The organism is Burkholderia cenocepacia, from assembly GCF_900446215.1.
Classification (GTDB): domain Bacteria; phylum Pseudomonadota; class Gammaproteobacteria; order Burkholderiales; family Burkholderiaceae; genus Burkholderia; species Burkholderia cenocepacia.
Genome location: NZ_UAQZ01000012.1, coordinates 480,219 through 494,789, shown reverse-complemented (window position 1 = coordinate 494,789; position 14,571 = coordinate 480,219). Strand labels below are relative to the sequence as shown.

The following is a 14,571-nucleotide window of genomic DNA, read 5'->3' as shown; positions in this document are numbered from 1 at the left end:
GCGACCCGGATTGTCTCACGAGGTAGATTAATTTTGCGTTTCCTAGTCAGAATTCGTAGAATGGCGGGATTCGAACGGCCCGGCCTGCAATCAGGTCGCTCACAAAGACATTACACTCCGCCGTGTTGAATATCTGCCTTGATATTTCCAGATTGCTGTCGCGCCTTGCAGACGGCTTGTTGCCAACTGGCGTCGATCGCGTCGGCCTCGCATATGTTGAGCATTATCGACCTCGTGCCCGCGCGATTTTGAGTGAACTCGGCTATTCGAAAGTGCTCTCCCGAGCAGACTCTGAACGAGCTTTCGATCTGCTGCTCGGTCCGACCCCCACCCGCACCACGATTCGAACGCTCGTCATGCGTGGCCTCCTGGCGCCGCGCCGCGAGCGATTCGACGATGCGGTTCTGTTGCATACGAGTCACAGTGGCATGGAGCGCCTCCGCTACCACCGTGCAATGCGACAGCGCAATATCCGGTCGGTCTTCATGGTGCATGACCTGATCCCGCTCACTCACGCAGAATACTGCCGCCCCGGCATCGACTCGGCGCATCGCCAACGTATCCATACTGCACTACGTCACGCCGACGGCCTGATCGCAAACTCCCAGGACACGCTGGACGCGCTCGAGACCGAGGCCAATCGCGCCGCTCTTCCACTGCCCCCCAGCGTCGTGGCCCGGCTCGCACCAGGCATTACCTCCCGCGACAACGCGCCGCCTCCGCTCGATGAGCCGTACTTCGTGATGCTCGGTACGATCGAACCACGCAAGAATCACTGGTTCATGCTGCATGTTTGGCGCCGCCTCGTCGAAACGCTCGGTGAACGTGCACCCAAGCTCGTCGTCATCGGGCGCCGCGGCTGGGAATGCGAGAACGTCGTGGACATGCTCGAGCGCTGCGACGCGATCAAAAGTGTCGTCATCGAAGAATCGAGTTGCAGCGACACCCGTCTGCGCGCCTGGTTGCAACACGCGCGTGCGCTGCTCTTCCCTTCGTTCGTCGAGGGTTACGGCATGCCGCTTGTCGAGGCGCTTACGTTGGGCGTTCCGGTATTGGCCAGCGATCTCGGCGTATTTCACGAGATCGCGGACGACATCCCGGATTATCTGGACCCGCTCGACGGTCCCGGCTGGATTGCACGGATTCGCGCCTATTCGCAAAGCGACAGTGCCGAGCGCACCGCTCAACTGACTCGTATCGCTCACTTCCAGGCACCGACGTGGCATCAGCATTTCGAGCAGGTGGATCGATTTCTGGAAACGTTTTCTCAATGAGCGTCGCCCCCTTCGGCCCCGCCAGCTCGCACCTGCATCTCTGGTCGAACGGCATCATGCCTCGTCGCGCCGGTCCCGATTTGTCGTGGTTCGCCGCGCCGCTTGCCGAGCGAACTCCGCAGGCCTGGATCGCCTGCATCGACGCCGCGCTGGCCGAAGGCCGCACACTTCACGCCCCTCAGGATGTACGCGCGTTGATGGAGCGCTTCCGCGATGCGTGCGTGTTCGATCCGCCCAACCTTGCGCCGCGCGCTCACCCCGATCTGCTCGAACGCACCGGTACCACGCGAGTGCTCCTGATCGACGAGCCGCTGCCGGACAGCTTGAGCCGCTCGAAACCCGGGCGAATCAGGCAGTTCACCGATATGGTCGACGCCGTTCATCGCGAACATCCCGACTCGGAAATCTGGCTCGCCCGTAACGGCGTCCGACGCGTTGGCGAATACCTCTCTTCGCATGTTTCCCTGCCGGCAAAGACGCTTCGGCAACTCGACGCAAACGGATCCCTTTGCGCATCCATCGCATACTTCGATCACGTCTACACGGTTTCCGCCGGGGAAGGCCTGCAGGCCTTGCTTCACGGCATTCCGTTGCATGTGTTCGGAACCCCGTACTACGCGGGGTGGGGCCTGACTCACGACCATGTCCCCCAACCGGCGAGAAACACGCAGGCGTCGCTGGACACCCTCTTCGCCACCGTATTCCTGCGCCTCGCGCGCCACGTCGATCCGGTCACGCGCGATCCAGGCACGCTCGACGCGCTTCTCGCCACGATCGAAGCTCATCGTGCGGCGATACTGCGCCTCGCCGACTTCCCTCGCCTCGCCGGCATCCGTTTCCAATGGTGGAAGCGCCCCTACGCCACGCCATACCTGACAGCCGGTGGCGCCTCCCTGCGCTGGATCGACAAGCCGGAGCAAACGCGCAAGGATGAACACGCGGTTGTATGGGGCGGACGTAGCGCAACCGGGCTGCCGAAAGACACGCCCATGATCCGACTCGAAGACGGATTTTTTCACTCGACAGGCCTCGGCTCCGATCACATTGCGCCGTGCAGCCAGATCATCGACCGGCGCGGCATCTACTTCGACGCGACCCGTCCGAGCGAGCTGACCGCCATCCTCAACACCGCGCACTTCACCGACGCCGAACTGTCCCGCGCGCGCCAGCTGCGTCACGATATCGCCAACCTGGGCGTCACCAAATACAACCTCGGTCGTCGCCGCCCCACGTGGAGCGCCCCGCGCGACCAGCGCATCGTGCTGGTGCCCGGCCAGGTCGCCGACGACGCGGCTGTCCGCCTTGGCACGCAGCACATCGCGACTGCCGAGGATCTGCTGCACGAAGTACGCCAGCGCTGCCCGGACGCGTTCATCGTCTATAAGCCGCATCCCGATGTCCTCTCGGGCAATCGACGCGGCCTGATCGACGCGGCGTCGCTCGCCAATGCCGTCGATCGCGACTCCGACCTCATTTCCCTTATCGAGATCGCCGACGAAGTGCATACGCTCTCGTCACTATCCGGCTTTGAGGCCCTGATTCGCGGAAAGCGCGTCCATACGTATGGACTTCCTTTCTATTCCGGCTGGGGGTTGACACACGATGCGCTCGAGCAACCGTGGCGCGACCGCGAGCTGACGCTTGACATGCTGACGGCCGGGGTACTGCTCCGGTATCCGCTTTACTGGGACTGGTCGCTCCGACTATTCACCACGCCGGAGGCAATCGTGCGGCAGCTTGCAAGTACAGCGTCCCGGCCTCTGGAAAAAATAGAAGGCGACCGCCTGCGGCTGTTGCGTAAAGCCATCCGCTGGAGCAGAAACGGCCTGTGGTACCTCGCATGGCAATGTCGGAAAAGTTTTGAATTGCGAACGCAACCGGACACGACGCCACAACGCACATTTCGCTCGGTTCATGGCAAGTAGACCAATCGACGTTGAACCGAAGGGGACTCGGATACTGAAAAACTCATTGTTCGTGCCTTCCGGAAAATACTACCTGGATGGGTCAGTCGATCATCGAGAAATCCCGGCTGAACACCGTCGGGCCGTACACTGGCATGCCCCGGGCGGTCGGCCACTAAAGGCTGGACATGCCACTGGATTTTCCAGGTAAGTCCGTAGCCGCTGCAAAGGCACCATTGCATTCAGGCACCTTGCCGAAATGACAAATCACTTGGGCCAGCATGAAAGCAAGCGGCCCGCACATGGAAAATATTGTTTCGTTGAAAGCTTGTGTATTTGCTTCAACGTCACACTGCGGTCACGAGAATGAAGGATTTGAAGGAAAAATTACGTAAAAATACGATGCCCACAAAGCGTTCGCACAGCCCGGCGTGGCAGAATGCGAATCAATTGTTCGATCTTGCACTGCCTGACATCTCTCTATGAACATTTATCCGGTAATCCTGTGTGGCGGCAGTGGCACCCGCCTGTGGCCCATGTCACGCGGCGGCTATCCGAAACAATACCTGAAGCTGACGGGCGACCAGACGCTCGTCCAGCAGACGGCAATCCGCCTTCAGCACATTCCCAGTGCGGCGGCGCCCATCGTCGTCACCAACAACGAACAACGCTTCCTGGTCGCGGAACAACTTCGTCAGGTCAACATCACGCCATCGTCGATCGTGCTCGAACCGGTCGGCCGCAACACCGCGCCCGCCATCGCGATCGCGGCGCTGCTCGCCATGCGCGAATCGCCCAACGCGCTGCTGCTGGTGCTGCCGTCGGACCACGTCATCCTCAACGAGCAGGCATTCATCGCTGCAGCCGGTGAGGCAGCCGCCATCGCAGCAGATCAGCGCCTCGTCACGTTCGGCATCACGCCGACGGAAGCGCACACCGGCTTCGGCTATATCCGCCGCGGCCCGGCCGTCGCCGACGGCAAGCAGGTTTACAAGGTCGACGCGTTTGTCGAAAAGCCCGACGCGCCGACGGCCGAGCGCTTCCTCAGCGACGGCAATTACTACTGGAACAGCGGCATGTTCATGCTGAAGGCGTCCACGTACATGGAGGAATTGCATCGCCATGCGCCGGAGATCGCCCGTCAGGCGGAACTCGCATTCGAATCCGCCAAGCGAGACAACGACTTTGTCCGTCTGGACGCGGACGTGTTCGCAGCCTGCCCCAACGTCTCGATCGACTATGCGGTCATGGAAAAGACCGAACGCGCCGCAGTTGTCGCGGCAGCGGACCTAGGCTGGAACGATATCGGCTCGTGGAGCGCGCTTGCGGAAATTGCTGACGCCGACGAGCAGGGCAATGCGCTCATCGGCGACATCTTTACCGACGCGGTGAAGAACTCGTACATCCGCGCGGAACACCGGATGGTTGCCGCTATCGGCCTCGACGACATCGTCATCGTGGAAACCGCCGACGCCGTGCTGGTCGCGCATCGCGACAAAGCGCAGGACGTCAAGAAAATCGTCGAGTGGCTGAATGCGTCCGGTCGTCACGAATCGGTTACGCATCGTCGCGTTGTCCGCCCGTGGGGCTCCTACGAGGGTATCGACCAGGGTGACCGCTTCCAGGTCAAGCGCATCATCGTGAACCCCGGCGCGCAGTTGAGCCTGCAGATGCACCACCATCGCGCCGAGCACTGGATCGTCGTGAAGGGCACCGCAATGGTCACGAACGGCGACAAGGAAATCATGCTGACCGAAAACCAGTCGACCTACATTCCGCTCGGCGCGACCCATCGGCTGACGAATCCGGGCAAGATCCCGCTCGAACTGATCGAAGTCCAGTCGGGCGCATATCTTGGCGAAGACGACATCGTCCGCTTCGAAGACACGTACGGTCGCGCAGCGAAGTAAACACGGCAATTTCCGGTCACGCGCCGTAACCGGCGCCGATCCGAAGCACCAGATGGGCAGCACGCACACGCGTCCTGCCCATTTCTCATTACGTCAACCAATGTCAGCCCGGTTGCCCGCCCCTCCCAGGTCAGGTTATAAAAGCGCCACCCATCCGGTGCATGCGCCGCCCTTTCTACCCCTGACTTCGGAGAACGCATGATCGATCTCGCCACAGCCCAGCAATTCCTGATGACCCGCGGTCTCGACTTCGGCCTCAACCTCCTCGCCGCGATCGTATTGTGGTTCGTCGGTCGCTGGGCGATCCGCATCGCCACGCGCCTGCTCGGCAAGGTCGTGCGCCGCAGCGGCAAGGTCGACCCGACACTGACCGACTACCTGACCTCCGTCGTCGGCGTGCTGCTGACGATCCTGCTGATCCTCGCGATCCTGCAGATCTTCGGCGTTCAGACCACCTCGTTCGCTGCCCTGCTCGCCGGCCTCGGCCTCGCGATCGGCACGGCCTGGGGCGGCCTGCTCGCGCACTTCGCCGCAGGCGTGTTCATGCAGGTGCTGCGCCCGTTCAAGATCGGCGACGTGATCAGCGCAGGCGGCGTCACGGGCACGGTGAAGGAGCTCGGTCTGTTCGGCACGACGATCGTCACCGCCGACAACATCGTGACGATCGTCGGCAACAACAAGATCTTCTCGGACAACATCGCGAACTACAGCGCAACGTCGTACCGTCGCGTCGACCTGACCGCGAAGATCGCGAACGGCGTCGATGCGGTCGACGCGATCAACCGCCTGAAGACGTCGATCCAGCAGATCCCGAACGTGCTGAGCACCCCGGCGCCGGACGTCGGCGTGCTGCAGTTCACGCCGGAAGGCCCGCTGCTGTTCGTGCGCCCGTCCACGGCGCCCGAGAACTACTGGCAGGTGTACTGCGACACCAACCGCGTGATCCTCGAGACGTTCCGCGACGCGCAATACCCGACGCCCGAAACGCCGCTCCTGCATCGAAGCGCATGACGGCGGTACCGGACGAAAAAAAGCGTGGCACTGAACTGACCCCGCAAAGTTGGACGGTTAACCGCTAAGCGCCCAAGGGCTGAGTCCTGTATTGCACGGGACTCAGCCCTTTCAATTTGAGCTTGATGCGTTCGTGGTTGTAGTAGTGGATGTAGTGGTCGAGCGTGTCGCGTAAATGGCTCACGCAAGTGAAACGATGACCCTTGTAGCACTCGGACTTGAGCGTACCGAAGAAGCTTTCCATCGCGGCATTGTCGAGACAGTTGCCCTTGCGCGACATGCTCTGGGTCAGCTTGCGCTCCTCCAGTTGCCGGCGATACGCCGGCATCCGGTATTGGGCGCATTCAACCGGTCGTCGCAACACCTTTAATCGAAGAGGTGTTGCATGAAGCGAACGGCGGGACGGGGATATCAACTGACGGGGCGAGAAGCGATGCCTTCGCCGGGTGCCCCATCGCTTCGGAATGAGATCGAGCGTAGGTTTTGGGAACTGAGGTTCCCTCGGTTTTTCGCCTTCCAACGGTCCCGAGTTATGCAGCCGCATCCTTGGTCTGCTGAGCTTTGATCCAGTCCCGAAGGAACTGCTCCGGAGAAACGAGGCCGAGAGACGAATGGCGACGACTGCGGTTGTAAAACACTTCGATGTATTCGAACAGATCGGCCTTCGCGTCCTGATGCGTCCGATAGCGCGTGGCGTGGACCCGCTCGTTCTTCAAACTGTTGAAGAAGCTTTCCGTCGAACCTGTCCGCATTTTTGTGGGCGAGGCGGTTGAACAGCACGTTATCCACGCGCCTGCATAAATCGCTCGCCGAACAGGATAGCAAACTGGTTCATTGCTGATTTCCAGTCGAACGCGGACCGCACGGTCTTGGCCAGTACGTTGCGCAGCGCCAGCCAGAGCAGCTTGATTGCCGCCTCGTCGTTCGGGAAGTGACCACGGGTCTTGATGATCTTGCGCAGTTGCATGTTCAGACTCTCGATGGCGTTTGTCGTATAAACGACCCGTCGAATCTCCGGCGGAAACACGTAGAACGGCACGACGTGCTCCCACGCGCGTTGCCACGACTGCACGATCGTTGGATACTTCACGCCCCAAGGCCCGTCGGCGAAGTCTTGCAGCGCCTGCCGTGCCGCCTCTTCGCTGGCAGCCGCGTAGATCGGGCGCAGCGCGGCGGCGAGCACCTTACGGTCCTTGTAGCTGGCGTACTCCAGACTGTTGCGGATCAGATGCACGATGCAGGTCTGAACGGTGGTCCGCGGATAGGCCGCGCTGATGGCCTCGGTCAGCCCCTTCAATCCGTCCACCACGGCGATCAGGATGTCCTGACAGCCGCGCGTCTTCAGTTCGTTGAACACCTTGAGCCAGAACTTGGCGCCCTCGGTCTGCTCGATCCAAAGGCCCAGCACATCGCGCTGGCCGTCGGCCTGAATGCCCAAGGCCAGATAGACAGCCTTGTTGCTGACCACGCCGTCGTCGCGGATCTTGACCCGCAGTGCATCGAAGAACACGACCGGATACATCGTCTCAAGCGGGCGGCTCTGCCAGCTCAGCGCCTCGGCCATCACCTCGTCGGTGACCGAACTGATGAAGTCGGGAGATACCTCGGTGCCGTAGCTCTCAGCCAGAAAGGCCTGAATCTCGCGCACGCTCATGCCGCGGGCGTACATCGCGATGATGCGTTCGTCGAAGCCGGTGAAGCGGCGCTCATGCTTTGGAATCAGGATCGGTTCGAAGCTGCCGTCGCGATCGCGGGGGACTTCGACCCGAACCGGGCCCCGATCGGTGATGACGGTCTTGCCGCTGGCGCCGTTGCGCTCGTTGGCTTGCCCGGCCGGCTTAGACTGGCCCGACGGGTAGCCCAGATGCAGATTCATCTCGGCACCCATTGCGCGTTCGATGACTGCTTTGTTGAACGCCAGCATCAAATCCTGGACCTCGGTCGGCGTCATCGGCCCCTTGACCAGTTGGTCCAGCAGTTCCTTGGGCAGTTCAGGCAGCGGCCCGCGGGCCGCTGCCTGACGCGCTACAGTTTGCCTTTTCTTCTTCATTGGCATATCCATGACCTTTACACCTCATGATATGCCCCGCCCACGAAATCACGGATAGGCCCTTTCCGTCGGGGCGTTATCCCAACAATTTCCCTTGCGGCTCATCGAACAGCGCATACCGTAGCTGGCCAGTTTGCGCTGGAACTCGTGACTCGCGTACTGGCTGCCCCGATCCGAGTGGCACAGTGCGCCCGGCGCGGGTCGGCGGCGGAACCAAGCCATCGTCAGCGCGTCCGTCACGAGATCCGCCGTCATGCGCGGCCTGATCGACCAGCCAACCACCTCCCGGTTGAACAGGTCAAGCACCACGGCCAAGTACAGCCAACCCTCGTCGGTCCAGATGTACGTGATGTCCGAGCTGAACACCTGATTCGGCTCGGCGGGCGTGAACTCGCGATTCAACAGATTCGGCGCAACCGGCAGCTTGTGCTTCGAATCGGTCGTCGCTCGGTAACGGCGCTTGTGCCGGGCCCGGATGCCGTTCTCACGCATCAGCCGTTCCACGCGCTCCTTGCTGGCTGGAAAGCCGCGCTCACGAATTTCCTTGGTCATGCGTGGCGAGCCGTATGCACCCTTGGCCTCGGCGTGCACCGTCCGGATCAGCGTCAGCAATTGCGTGTCCGTCAATCGCGTTCGACCCGGTCTACCGCCGCGCTTCCACGCGCGATAACCGTTCACGCTAACCGACAGCACGTAGCACAACGACGACAGCGGATATTGCCCGACCTGCCGGTCGATCCAGGCATACCTCACAGCAGGTCCTTCGCGAAGTATGCTGCCGCTTTTTTTGCGATCTCAAGCTCCATCTGCAGGCGCTTGTTCTCCGCTCGCAGACGCGACAGTTCCATCTGCTCCGGCGTGACCGGCTTCGCTCCGGCGCCGTTGAGCTTGCCCGACGCTTCGCTCTTCACCCAGTTGCGAAGCGTCTGCTCAGAAATGCCCAACTCGCGGGCCACCACGGCCACTCTCTGGCCATCCTTGACCCGCCGTACGGCGGCCAACTTGAACTCTGCCGTGTACGACTGTTTCGGTACCTTGAACATGCCTGATTTCCTTCCTTTCCGTCGAGTTTACACACGACCTATTGGAAGGCGAAATTTCAGGGGAAGCTCAGTCCGATCATGCTCGCTTCACTATCGAGTCCGGTGTACAGGTATTTTTCGCCGACCCACATAGTCCATGGCAACGTGGCACGAATGAGAATACGAACGGCCTATTGCGACAATACTTTCCGAAGGGTACAGACCTATCCCGATGGAGTGCACGAGAGATCCAAGCCGTTGCACATACACTGAACACAAGGCCTCGAAAGGCGCTCGGGTGGAAGACGCCGGCAGAAGCTCTGAACGAATATCTAAAATCTGATCAACAATCGAGTGTTGCGACGACCGGTTGAATGCGCCTTGCCAGCCTTGATCCGAATGCAATAACGGTTTGTCCTTGCCTCGCAGCTTGGCTAGCGCCTTCTTCAGCATGTCGCTGACCAACTTGAAGGTTGGACGTTGATCCATCTGGTAAGCCACGATCTCGCCGTTGTATAGATCCATCACCGGCGACAGATACAGCTTCTGCCCGCCGACGTTGAATTCCGTCACATCCGTCACCCACTTCTGGTTGGCCTGCGTGGCACTGAACTGACGTTGCAGCAGGTTGGGCGCGGCCTGACCGACCTCACCTTGCCAGGAACGGTATTTCTTCGGGCGCACCAAGGACTTCAGTTGCAACTGCTGCATCAGCCGCTGCACGGCCTTGTGGTTGACGAGATGCCCGGCTTGCCGAATCGCGGCCGTGACGCGTCGATAGCCGTAGCGTCCCTTGTGATGGTCGAACACCGTCCGGATCTTTGCCTTCAGATCAGCGTGACGATCGTCGGCATTCAGCGTCCCGAGCTGGTAATAGAACGTGCTGCGCGCCAAACCGGCCACCTTCAGAAGTGCTGCTACCGGATGATGCTGTCTGAGCTCGCGCACTATTTGCGTTTTTTCTTTTGCGCTGCCTGCTTCTTGGCCAGCAGCGCATCGAGCTTTTTTAGGTACGCCACCTCCGCACGCAGATACTCGTTTTCCTTGAGCAATTCCTCGCGCGAGCGTTCATCCGGTGTGCCGGCTTCGGTGGGTTTGGGTGGAGGTGATGTGACCATCTGTCGGGAGCGCCCTCGCGGCCGGGGCGTCAAAGCGTTTATACCGCCTTCATCATACAGACACGCCCAACGGGCCACACTACCCGCATCACGAATGTCATACAGCGCCGAGACTTCACGCAGCGACAACTCATCGCGCTGCATGTGCTGCAACACCCGCAGCTTGAATGGTGCGTCGTAACTACTGTATTTGCTCTGCAGTCCCGCACGGCCATGCGCGCGATACGCCGCAACCCAACGCTGCAACATTCCGGAATGGATGCCGTGACGGGCTGCCAGTGCGTCAAAACCACTATCGCCACGCAAATATGCGCTGACCACCTGTTGCTTGAATTGCTCGTCGTACTTCGTCATGAAAAACACCCCAAAGATTGGATCGGTGTCCAACTTTTGGGGTGCAGTTCACACCCGCCACGCTTTTTTATTGACTGAAGCAAAGCTCCCGCTCAACGCCCACCCGCCTTCGGCACATTATCCGACTGCTTCCCGCGCACCAGCTTCCACACCGCGCCAAGCGCAACCGGCACGACCGCCGCTCCGATCCCGACCAGCACGATCACGTTCAGGTACTGGCGGATGAACGGGATGTTGCCGAAGAAATAGCCGAGCAGCACGAGCAGCAGCACCCACACCAGCGCACCGATCACGTTGAAAAGCTGGAAACGCGCGGCGCTCATCGACGACGCCCCCGCCACGAACGGCGCGAACGTCCGCACGACCGGAATGAAGCGTGCGAGCACGATCGTCTTGCCGCCGTGCTTGTCGTAGAACGAATGGGTCTTCTGCAGCGCGGCGCGATCGAGGAAGCGCTCGAGCACCGGGATATGCGTATTGAACACCTTCGGGCCGATCCAGCGGCCGATCATGTAATTGACCGTGTTGCCGGAAATCGCCGCGACGAGCAGCAGCACGATCAGCAGGCCGACATTCATCTCGCCCGTCGCCGCGAACGCGCCGCCGATGAACAGCAGCGAATCGCCGGGCAGGAACGGGAACACGACGAGCCCCGTCTCGCAGAACACGATCAGGAACAGCACGAGATAGACCCACGCGCCGTACTGCCGGATGAAGTCGCCGAGGAAGGCGTCGATATGCAGGACAAGGTTGACGAAATGAAGCAGCGTATCCAAATGCGATTCCTCGAAGGCGATAGGGCCGGAACGGCCGAAAAAGGCTGAAGCGCCCGCCGGTCAAGGCCGGGCGTGTTACGGACCCATGATACAGAAACTACCTTAAGGCTCCGTGAAAAAACGTAACCGCCGGTCGCCCCGGCACGCATTCGCCGCCTCGCTATAATTCGGCCATGTCCGATATCACCGAAACGGCCGCGGGCGCCGCGCCCGCCCCTGCTCCGCGCCCGCTGCGCGCAATCCAGCCTCTGCCCGACCAGCTGATCAGCCAGATCGCCGCCGGCGAGGTCGTCGAACGCCCGGCGTCGGTCGTCAAGGAGCTGCTCGAGAACGCGATGGACGCCGGCGCCAGCACACTGCGCATCGTGCTGGAAGAAGGCGGCGTCAAGCGCATCTCGATCACCGACGATGGCTGCGGGATCCCGCCCGACGAGCTGGCGCTCGCGCTGATGCGCCATGCCACCAGCAAGATCCGCTCGCTCGAGGAGCTCGAAGCGGTCGCGACGCTCGGGTTCCGCGGCGAAGCGCTCGCGTCGATCGCGTCGGTCGCCGAGATGTCGATCACGAGCCGGACGGCCGATGCCGCGCATGCGATGAAGATCGACGCGCAGACGGGCGTGCTGTCGCCCGCCGCCGGCGCGACCGGCACGACGATCGAGGTGCGCGAGCTGTACTTCAACACGCCCGCGCGGCGCAAGTTCCTGAAGAGCGAGCAGACCGAGTTCGGCCACTGCCTGGAAATGATCCGCCGCGCGGCGCTCGCGCGGCCGGACGTCGCGATCTCGGTGCTGCACAACGGCAAGGCGGTCGAGCACTGGAATGCGACCGAGCCGGCGCAGCGCGTCGCGAAGATCCTCGGCGACAGCTTCGCGACCGCGCACCTGCCGCTCGACGAGCAGGCCGGCCCGCTCGCGGTCTACGGCTGCGCCGGCCTGCCGACCGCAAGCCGCGGTCGCGCCGACCAGCAATACTTCTTCGTCAACGGCCGCTTCGTACGCGACAAGCTGCTGACGCACGCGGTACGCGCGGCCTACGAGGACGTGCTGCACGGCGACCGCTACCCGTCGTATGTGCTGTTCCTCGATCTGCCGCCCGAAGCCGTCGACGTGAACGTGCACCCGTCGAAGATCGAAGTTCGCTTCCGCGATTCGCGTTCGATCCACCAGTACGTGTTCCATGCGGTTCAGCGCGCGCTGGCGCGCCACGCGGGCGCGTCGCCGGAAACCACCGCGGGCGGCCATGCCGCGCAACTCTCACCGGTACCGCGCGGGCCCGCTTCGTTCCTGGACACACCGCTCGGCCAGAGCCAAGGCCACGCAACCGGCAGCGGCGGTAGCGGCTTCTCATCGCCGTCGTCGTCCTCGTCCTCGTCGTCGGGCAACACGTGGATGCGCCAGGCGCGGATGACCCAGGGCACGCTGCCCGTCGCGCAGCCGCTCGCGCTCTATGACGCGCTGTTCGGCCGCAAGGACACCGGCGCGGGCACGCCGGACGGCACGACGACCCTCGCACGCGATTCGGCCGACGCGCCAATCGCACCGCTGTCGGGCTTCACCGCGTCGCCGATCGCAACGACCACGCACGACGAGCAGCCGCTCGGCTTCGCGCTGGGTCAGATCCACGGCATCTACGTGCTCGCGCAGAATGCACACGGCCTGGTTATCGTTGACATGCACGCGGCGCACGAGCGGATCCTGTACGAACAGTTCAAGAACGCGCTCGCCGACCGCTCGGTCGCCGTGCAGGCGCTGCTGCTGCCGATCTCGATGACGGCCACGCCGGTCGAGATCGGCACGGTCGAGGAAGAACGCGACACGCTCGAATCGCTCGGCTTCGACCTGGCGGTGCTGTCACCGACGACGCTCGCGATCCGCGCGGTCCCGGCGCTGCTGAAGGATGCCGACCTGCAGTCGCTCGCGCGCGCGGTGCTCGCCGACCTGCACGCGTTCGGCGGCTCGCGCGTGCTCACCGAGCGTCAGCACGAACTGCTCGGCACGCTCGCGTGCCACCACGCGGTGCGCGCGAACCGGCGCCTGACGCTCGACGAGATGAACGCGCTGCTGCGGCAGATGGAAGCGACCGAACGCGCGGACCAATGCAATCACGGCCGGCCGACGTGGTATCAGCTCACGCTGAACGATCTCGACCGCCTCTTCATGCGCGGACAATGAGCGCGGTACCGCACGCCACCCCCAGCCCGACGACGATCGCCTGCCTGCTCGGCCCCACCGCATCGGGCAAGACGGCCGCGGCGCTGGCGCTCGCCGCGCGTCGCCCGATCGAGATCGTCAGCGTCGATTCGGCGCTCGTCTACCGCGACATGGATATCGGCACCGCGAAGCCTTCGCGCGACGAGCGCGCGAGCGTGCCGCATCACCTGATCGACATCATCGATCCGGCCGATGCGTATTCGGCCGCGAGTTTCCGCGCGGACACGCTGCGCCTGATCGGCGAGATCGCCGCGCGCGGCCGCACGCCGCTGCTCGCGGGCGGCACGATGCTGTACTACAAGGCGCTGACGCAGGGGCTCAATGACCTGCCGGGCGCCGATCCGGACGTGCGCGCGACGCTCGATGCCGAAGCCGAGCGCGATGGCTGGCCCGCGCTGCACGCGCGGCTCGCGCAAGTCGACCCCGACACGGCCGCGCGGCTCGCACCGAACGATTCGCAGCGGATCCAGCGTGCGCTCGAAGTGTTCATGCTGAGCGGGCAGCCGATGTCGGTGCTGCTCGCCGCACCGCGTCGCACGGACGATGCGGCTGCGGCTTACCGCTTCGTGCCGGTCGCGCTCGAACCGTCGGATCGCGCGGTATTGCACAAACGGATCGCACAGCGCTTCGATGCGATGCTCGACGCAGGCTTCATCGACGAAGTCGAGCGGCTGCGCCGTCGCGAGGATCTCCATCCCGACCTGCCGTCGATGCGCTGCGTCGGCTACCGGCAGGCGTGGGAATTCCTCGACGGCGATACCGACTACCGGACGATGCGCGACAAGGGCATCTTCGCGACGCGCCAGCTCTGCAAGCGCCAGATCACCTGGCTGCGCGCGATGCCGGAGCGGATCGTCGTCGACTGCATCGCGCCGGACTCGACGGCCCGCGCACTCGACGCGCTCGAACGCGTGCTCGACGGCCGCACGCCGGGCTGACCGC

8 protein-coding genes and 5 pseudogenes are annotated in these 14,571 nt (G+C 62.7%); 7 read left to right on the top strand and 6 right to left on the bottom strand.

Translation table 11 applies throughout. The features are described 5' to 3' along the window. The first annotated feature begins 122 nt into the window (after positions 1-122). The 4 genes from DTA15_RS19665 to DTA15_RS19650 all read left to right on the top strand — a co-directional run bounded on the left by DTA15_RS19665 (position 123) and on the right by DTA15_RS19650 (position 6,099). Positions 123-1,274 carry a glycosyltransferase family 4 protein gene (locus DTA15_RS19665; RefSeq protein WP_006484962.1) on the top strand — a complete coding sequence of 384 codons (1,152 nt, stop codon included), beginning with the start codon at positions 123-125 and terminating at the stop codon, positions 1,272-1,274. Then, positions 1,271-3,199 carry a capsular polysaccharide export protein, LipB/KpsS family gene (locus tag DTA15_RS19660; RefSeq protein ID WP_006484940.1) on the top strand — a complete coding sequence of 643 codons (1,929 nt, stop codon included), beginning with the start codon at positions 1,271-1,273 and terminating at the stop codon, positions 3,197-3,199. The genes DTA15_RS19665 and DTA15_RS19660 overlap by 4 nt, the downstream gene beginning before the upstream one ends. A 461-nt stretch (positions 3,200-3,660) precedes the next feature. Next, positions 3,661-5,088: a mannose-1-phosphate guanylyltransferase/mannose-6-phosphate isomerase gene (locus DTA15_RS19655; protein WP_006484949.1), complete on the top strand. Its 1,428-nt coding sequence runs from the start codon at positions 3,661-3,663 to the stop codon at positions 5,086-5,088. 198 nt (positions 5,089-5,286) lie between these two features. After that, complete coding sequence (locus tag DTA15_RS19650) at positions 5,287-6,099, top strand: mechanosensitive ion channel family protein (protein WP_006484969.1); 813 nt, start codon at positions 5,287-5,289, stop codon at positions 6,097-6,099. 64 nt (positions 6,100-6,163) lie between these two features. Here DTA15_RS19650 and DTA15_RS19645 read toward each other — a convergent pair. The 4 genes and pseudogenes from DTA15_RS19645 to DTA15_RS19625 form a co-directional block, all read right to left on the bottom strand. Next, positions 6,164-6,436: pseudogene (locus tag DTA15_RS19645) on the bottom strand (IS3 family transposase); the annotation flags it as partial. Between the two features lie 193 nt (positions 6,437-6,629). After that, positions 6,630-6,836 (bottom strand): annotated as a pseudogene (locus tag DTA15_RS19635) (IS3 family transposase); the annotation flags it as partial. Positions 6,837-6,880: 44 nt separating this feature from the next. After that, complete coding sequence (locus DTA15_RS19630) at positions 6,881-8,155, bottom strand: IS256-like element ISBcen18 family transposase (RefSeq protein WP_370448167.1); 1,275 nt, start codon at positions 8,153-8,155, stop codon at positions 6,881-6,883. Positions 8,156-8,212: 57 nt separating this feature from the next. Continuing rightward, positions 8,213-9,192, bottom strand: a pseudogene (locus DTA15_RS19625) (IS3-like element ISBcen17 family transposase); the annotation flags it as partial. Positions 9,193-9,251: 59 nt separating this feature from the next. Between DTA15_RS19625 and DTA15_RS19620 the strand changes: the two are divergent. Beyond that, positions 9,252-9,545 (top strand): annotated as a pseudogene (locus tag DTA15_RS19620) (IS30 family transposase); the annotation flags it as partial. A gap of 7 nt (positions 9,546-9,552) precedes the next feature. Here DTA15_RS19620 and DTA15_RS19615 read toward each other — a convergent pair. Together DTA15_RS19615 and DTA15_RS19610 are read right to left on the bottom strand one after the other, a co-directional pair. Then, positions 9,553-10,643: pseudogene (locus DTA15_RS19615) on the bottom strand (IS3-like element ISBcen16 family transposase); the annotation flags it as partial. A 92-nt stretch (positions 10,644-10,735) separates the two neighbouring features. After that, the gene (locus tag DTA15_RS19610) at positions 10,736-11,419 is read right to left on the bottom strand and encodes a DedA family protein (RefSeq protein ID WP_006484968.1); all 684 of its coding nucleotides are present in this window, start codon (positions 11,417-11,419) and stop codon (positions 10,736-10,738) included. Between the two features lie 173 nt (positions 11,420-11,592). Here DTA15_RS19610 and mutL point away from each other — a divergent pair, with 173 nt between their 5' ends. Together mutL and miaA are read left to right on the top strand one after the other, a co-directional pair. Next, positions 11,593-13,590: a DNA mismatch repair endonuclease MutL gene (gene mutL / locus DTA15_RS19605; protein WP_006484994.1), complete on the top strand. Its 1,998-nt coding sequence runs from the start codon at positions 11,593-11,595 to the stop codon at positions 13,588-13,590. Continuing rightward, entirely contained in the window at positions 13,587-14,567 is a 981-nt protein-coding gene (gene miaA / locus DTA15_RS19600) for a tRNA (adenosine(37)-N6)-dimethylallyltransferase MiaA (RefSeq protein ID WP_006484937.1), read from the top strand. The genes mutL and miaA overlap by 4 nt, the downstream gene beginning before the upstream one ends. The last annotated feature ends 4 nt before the right edge of the window (positions 14,568-14,571 follow it).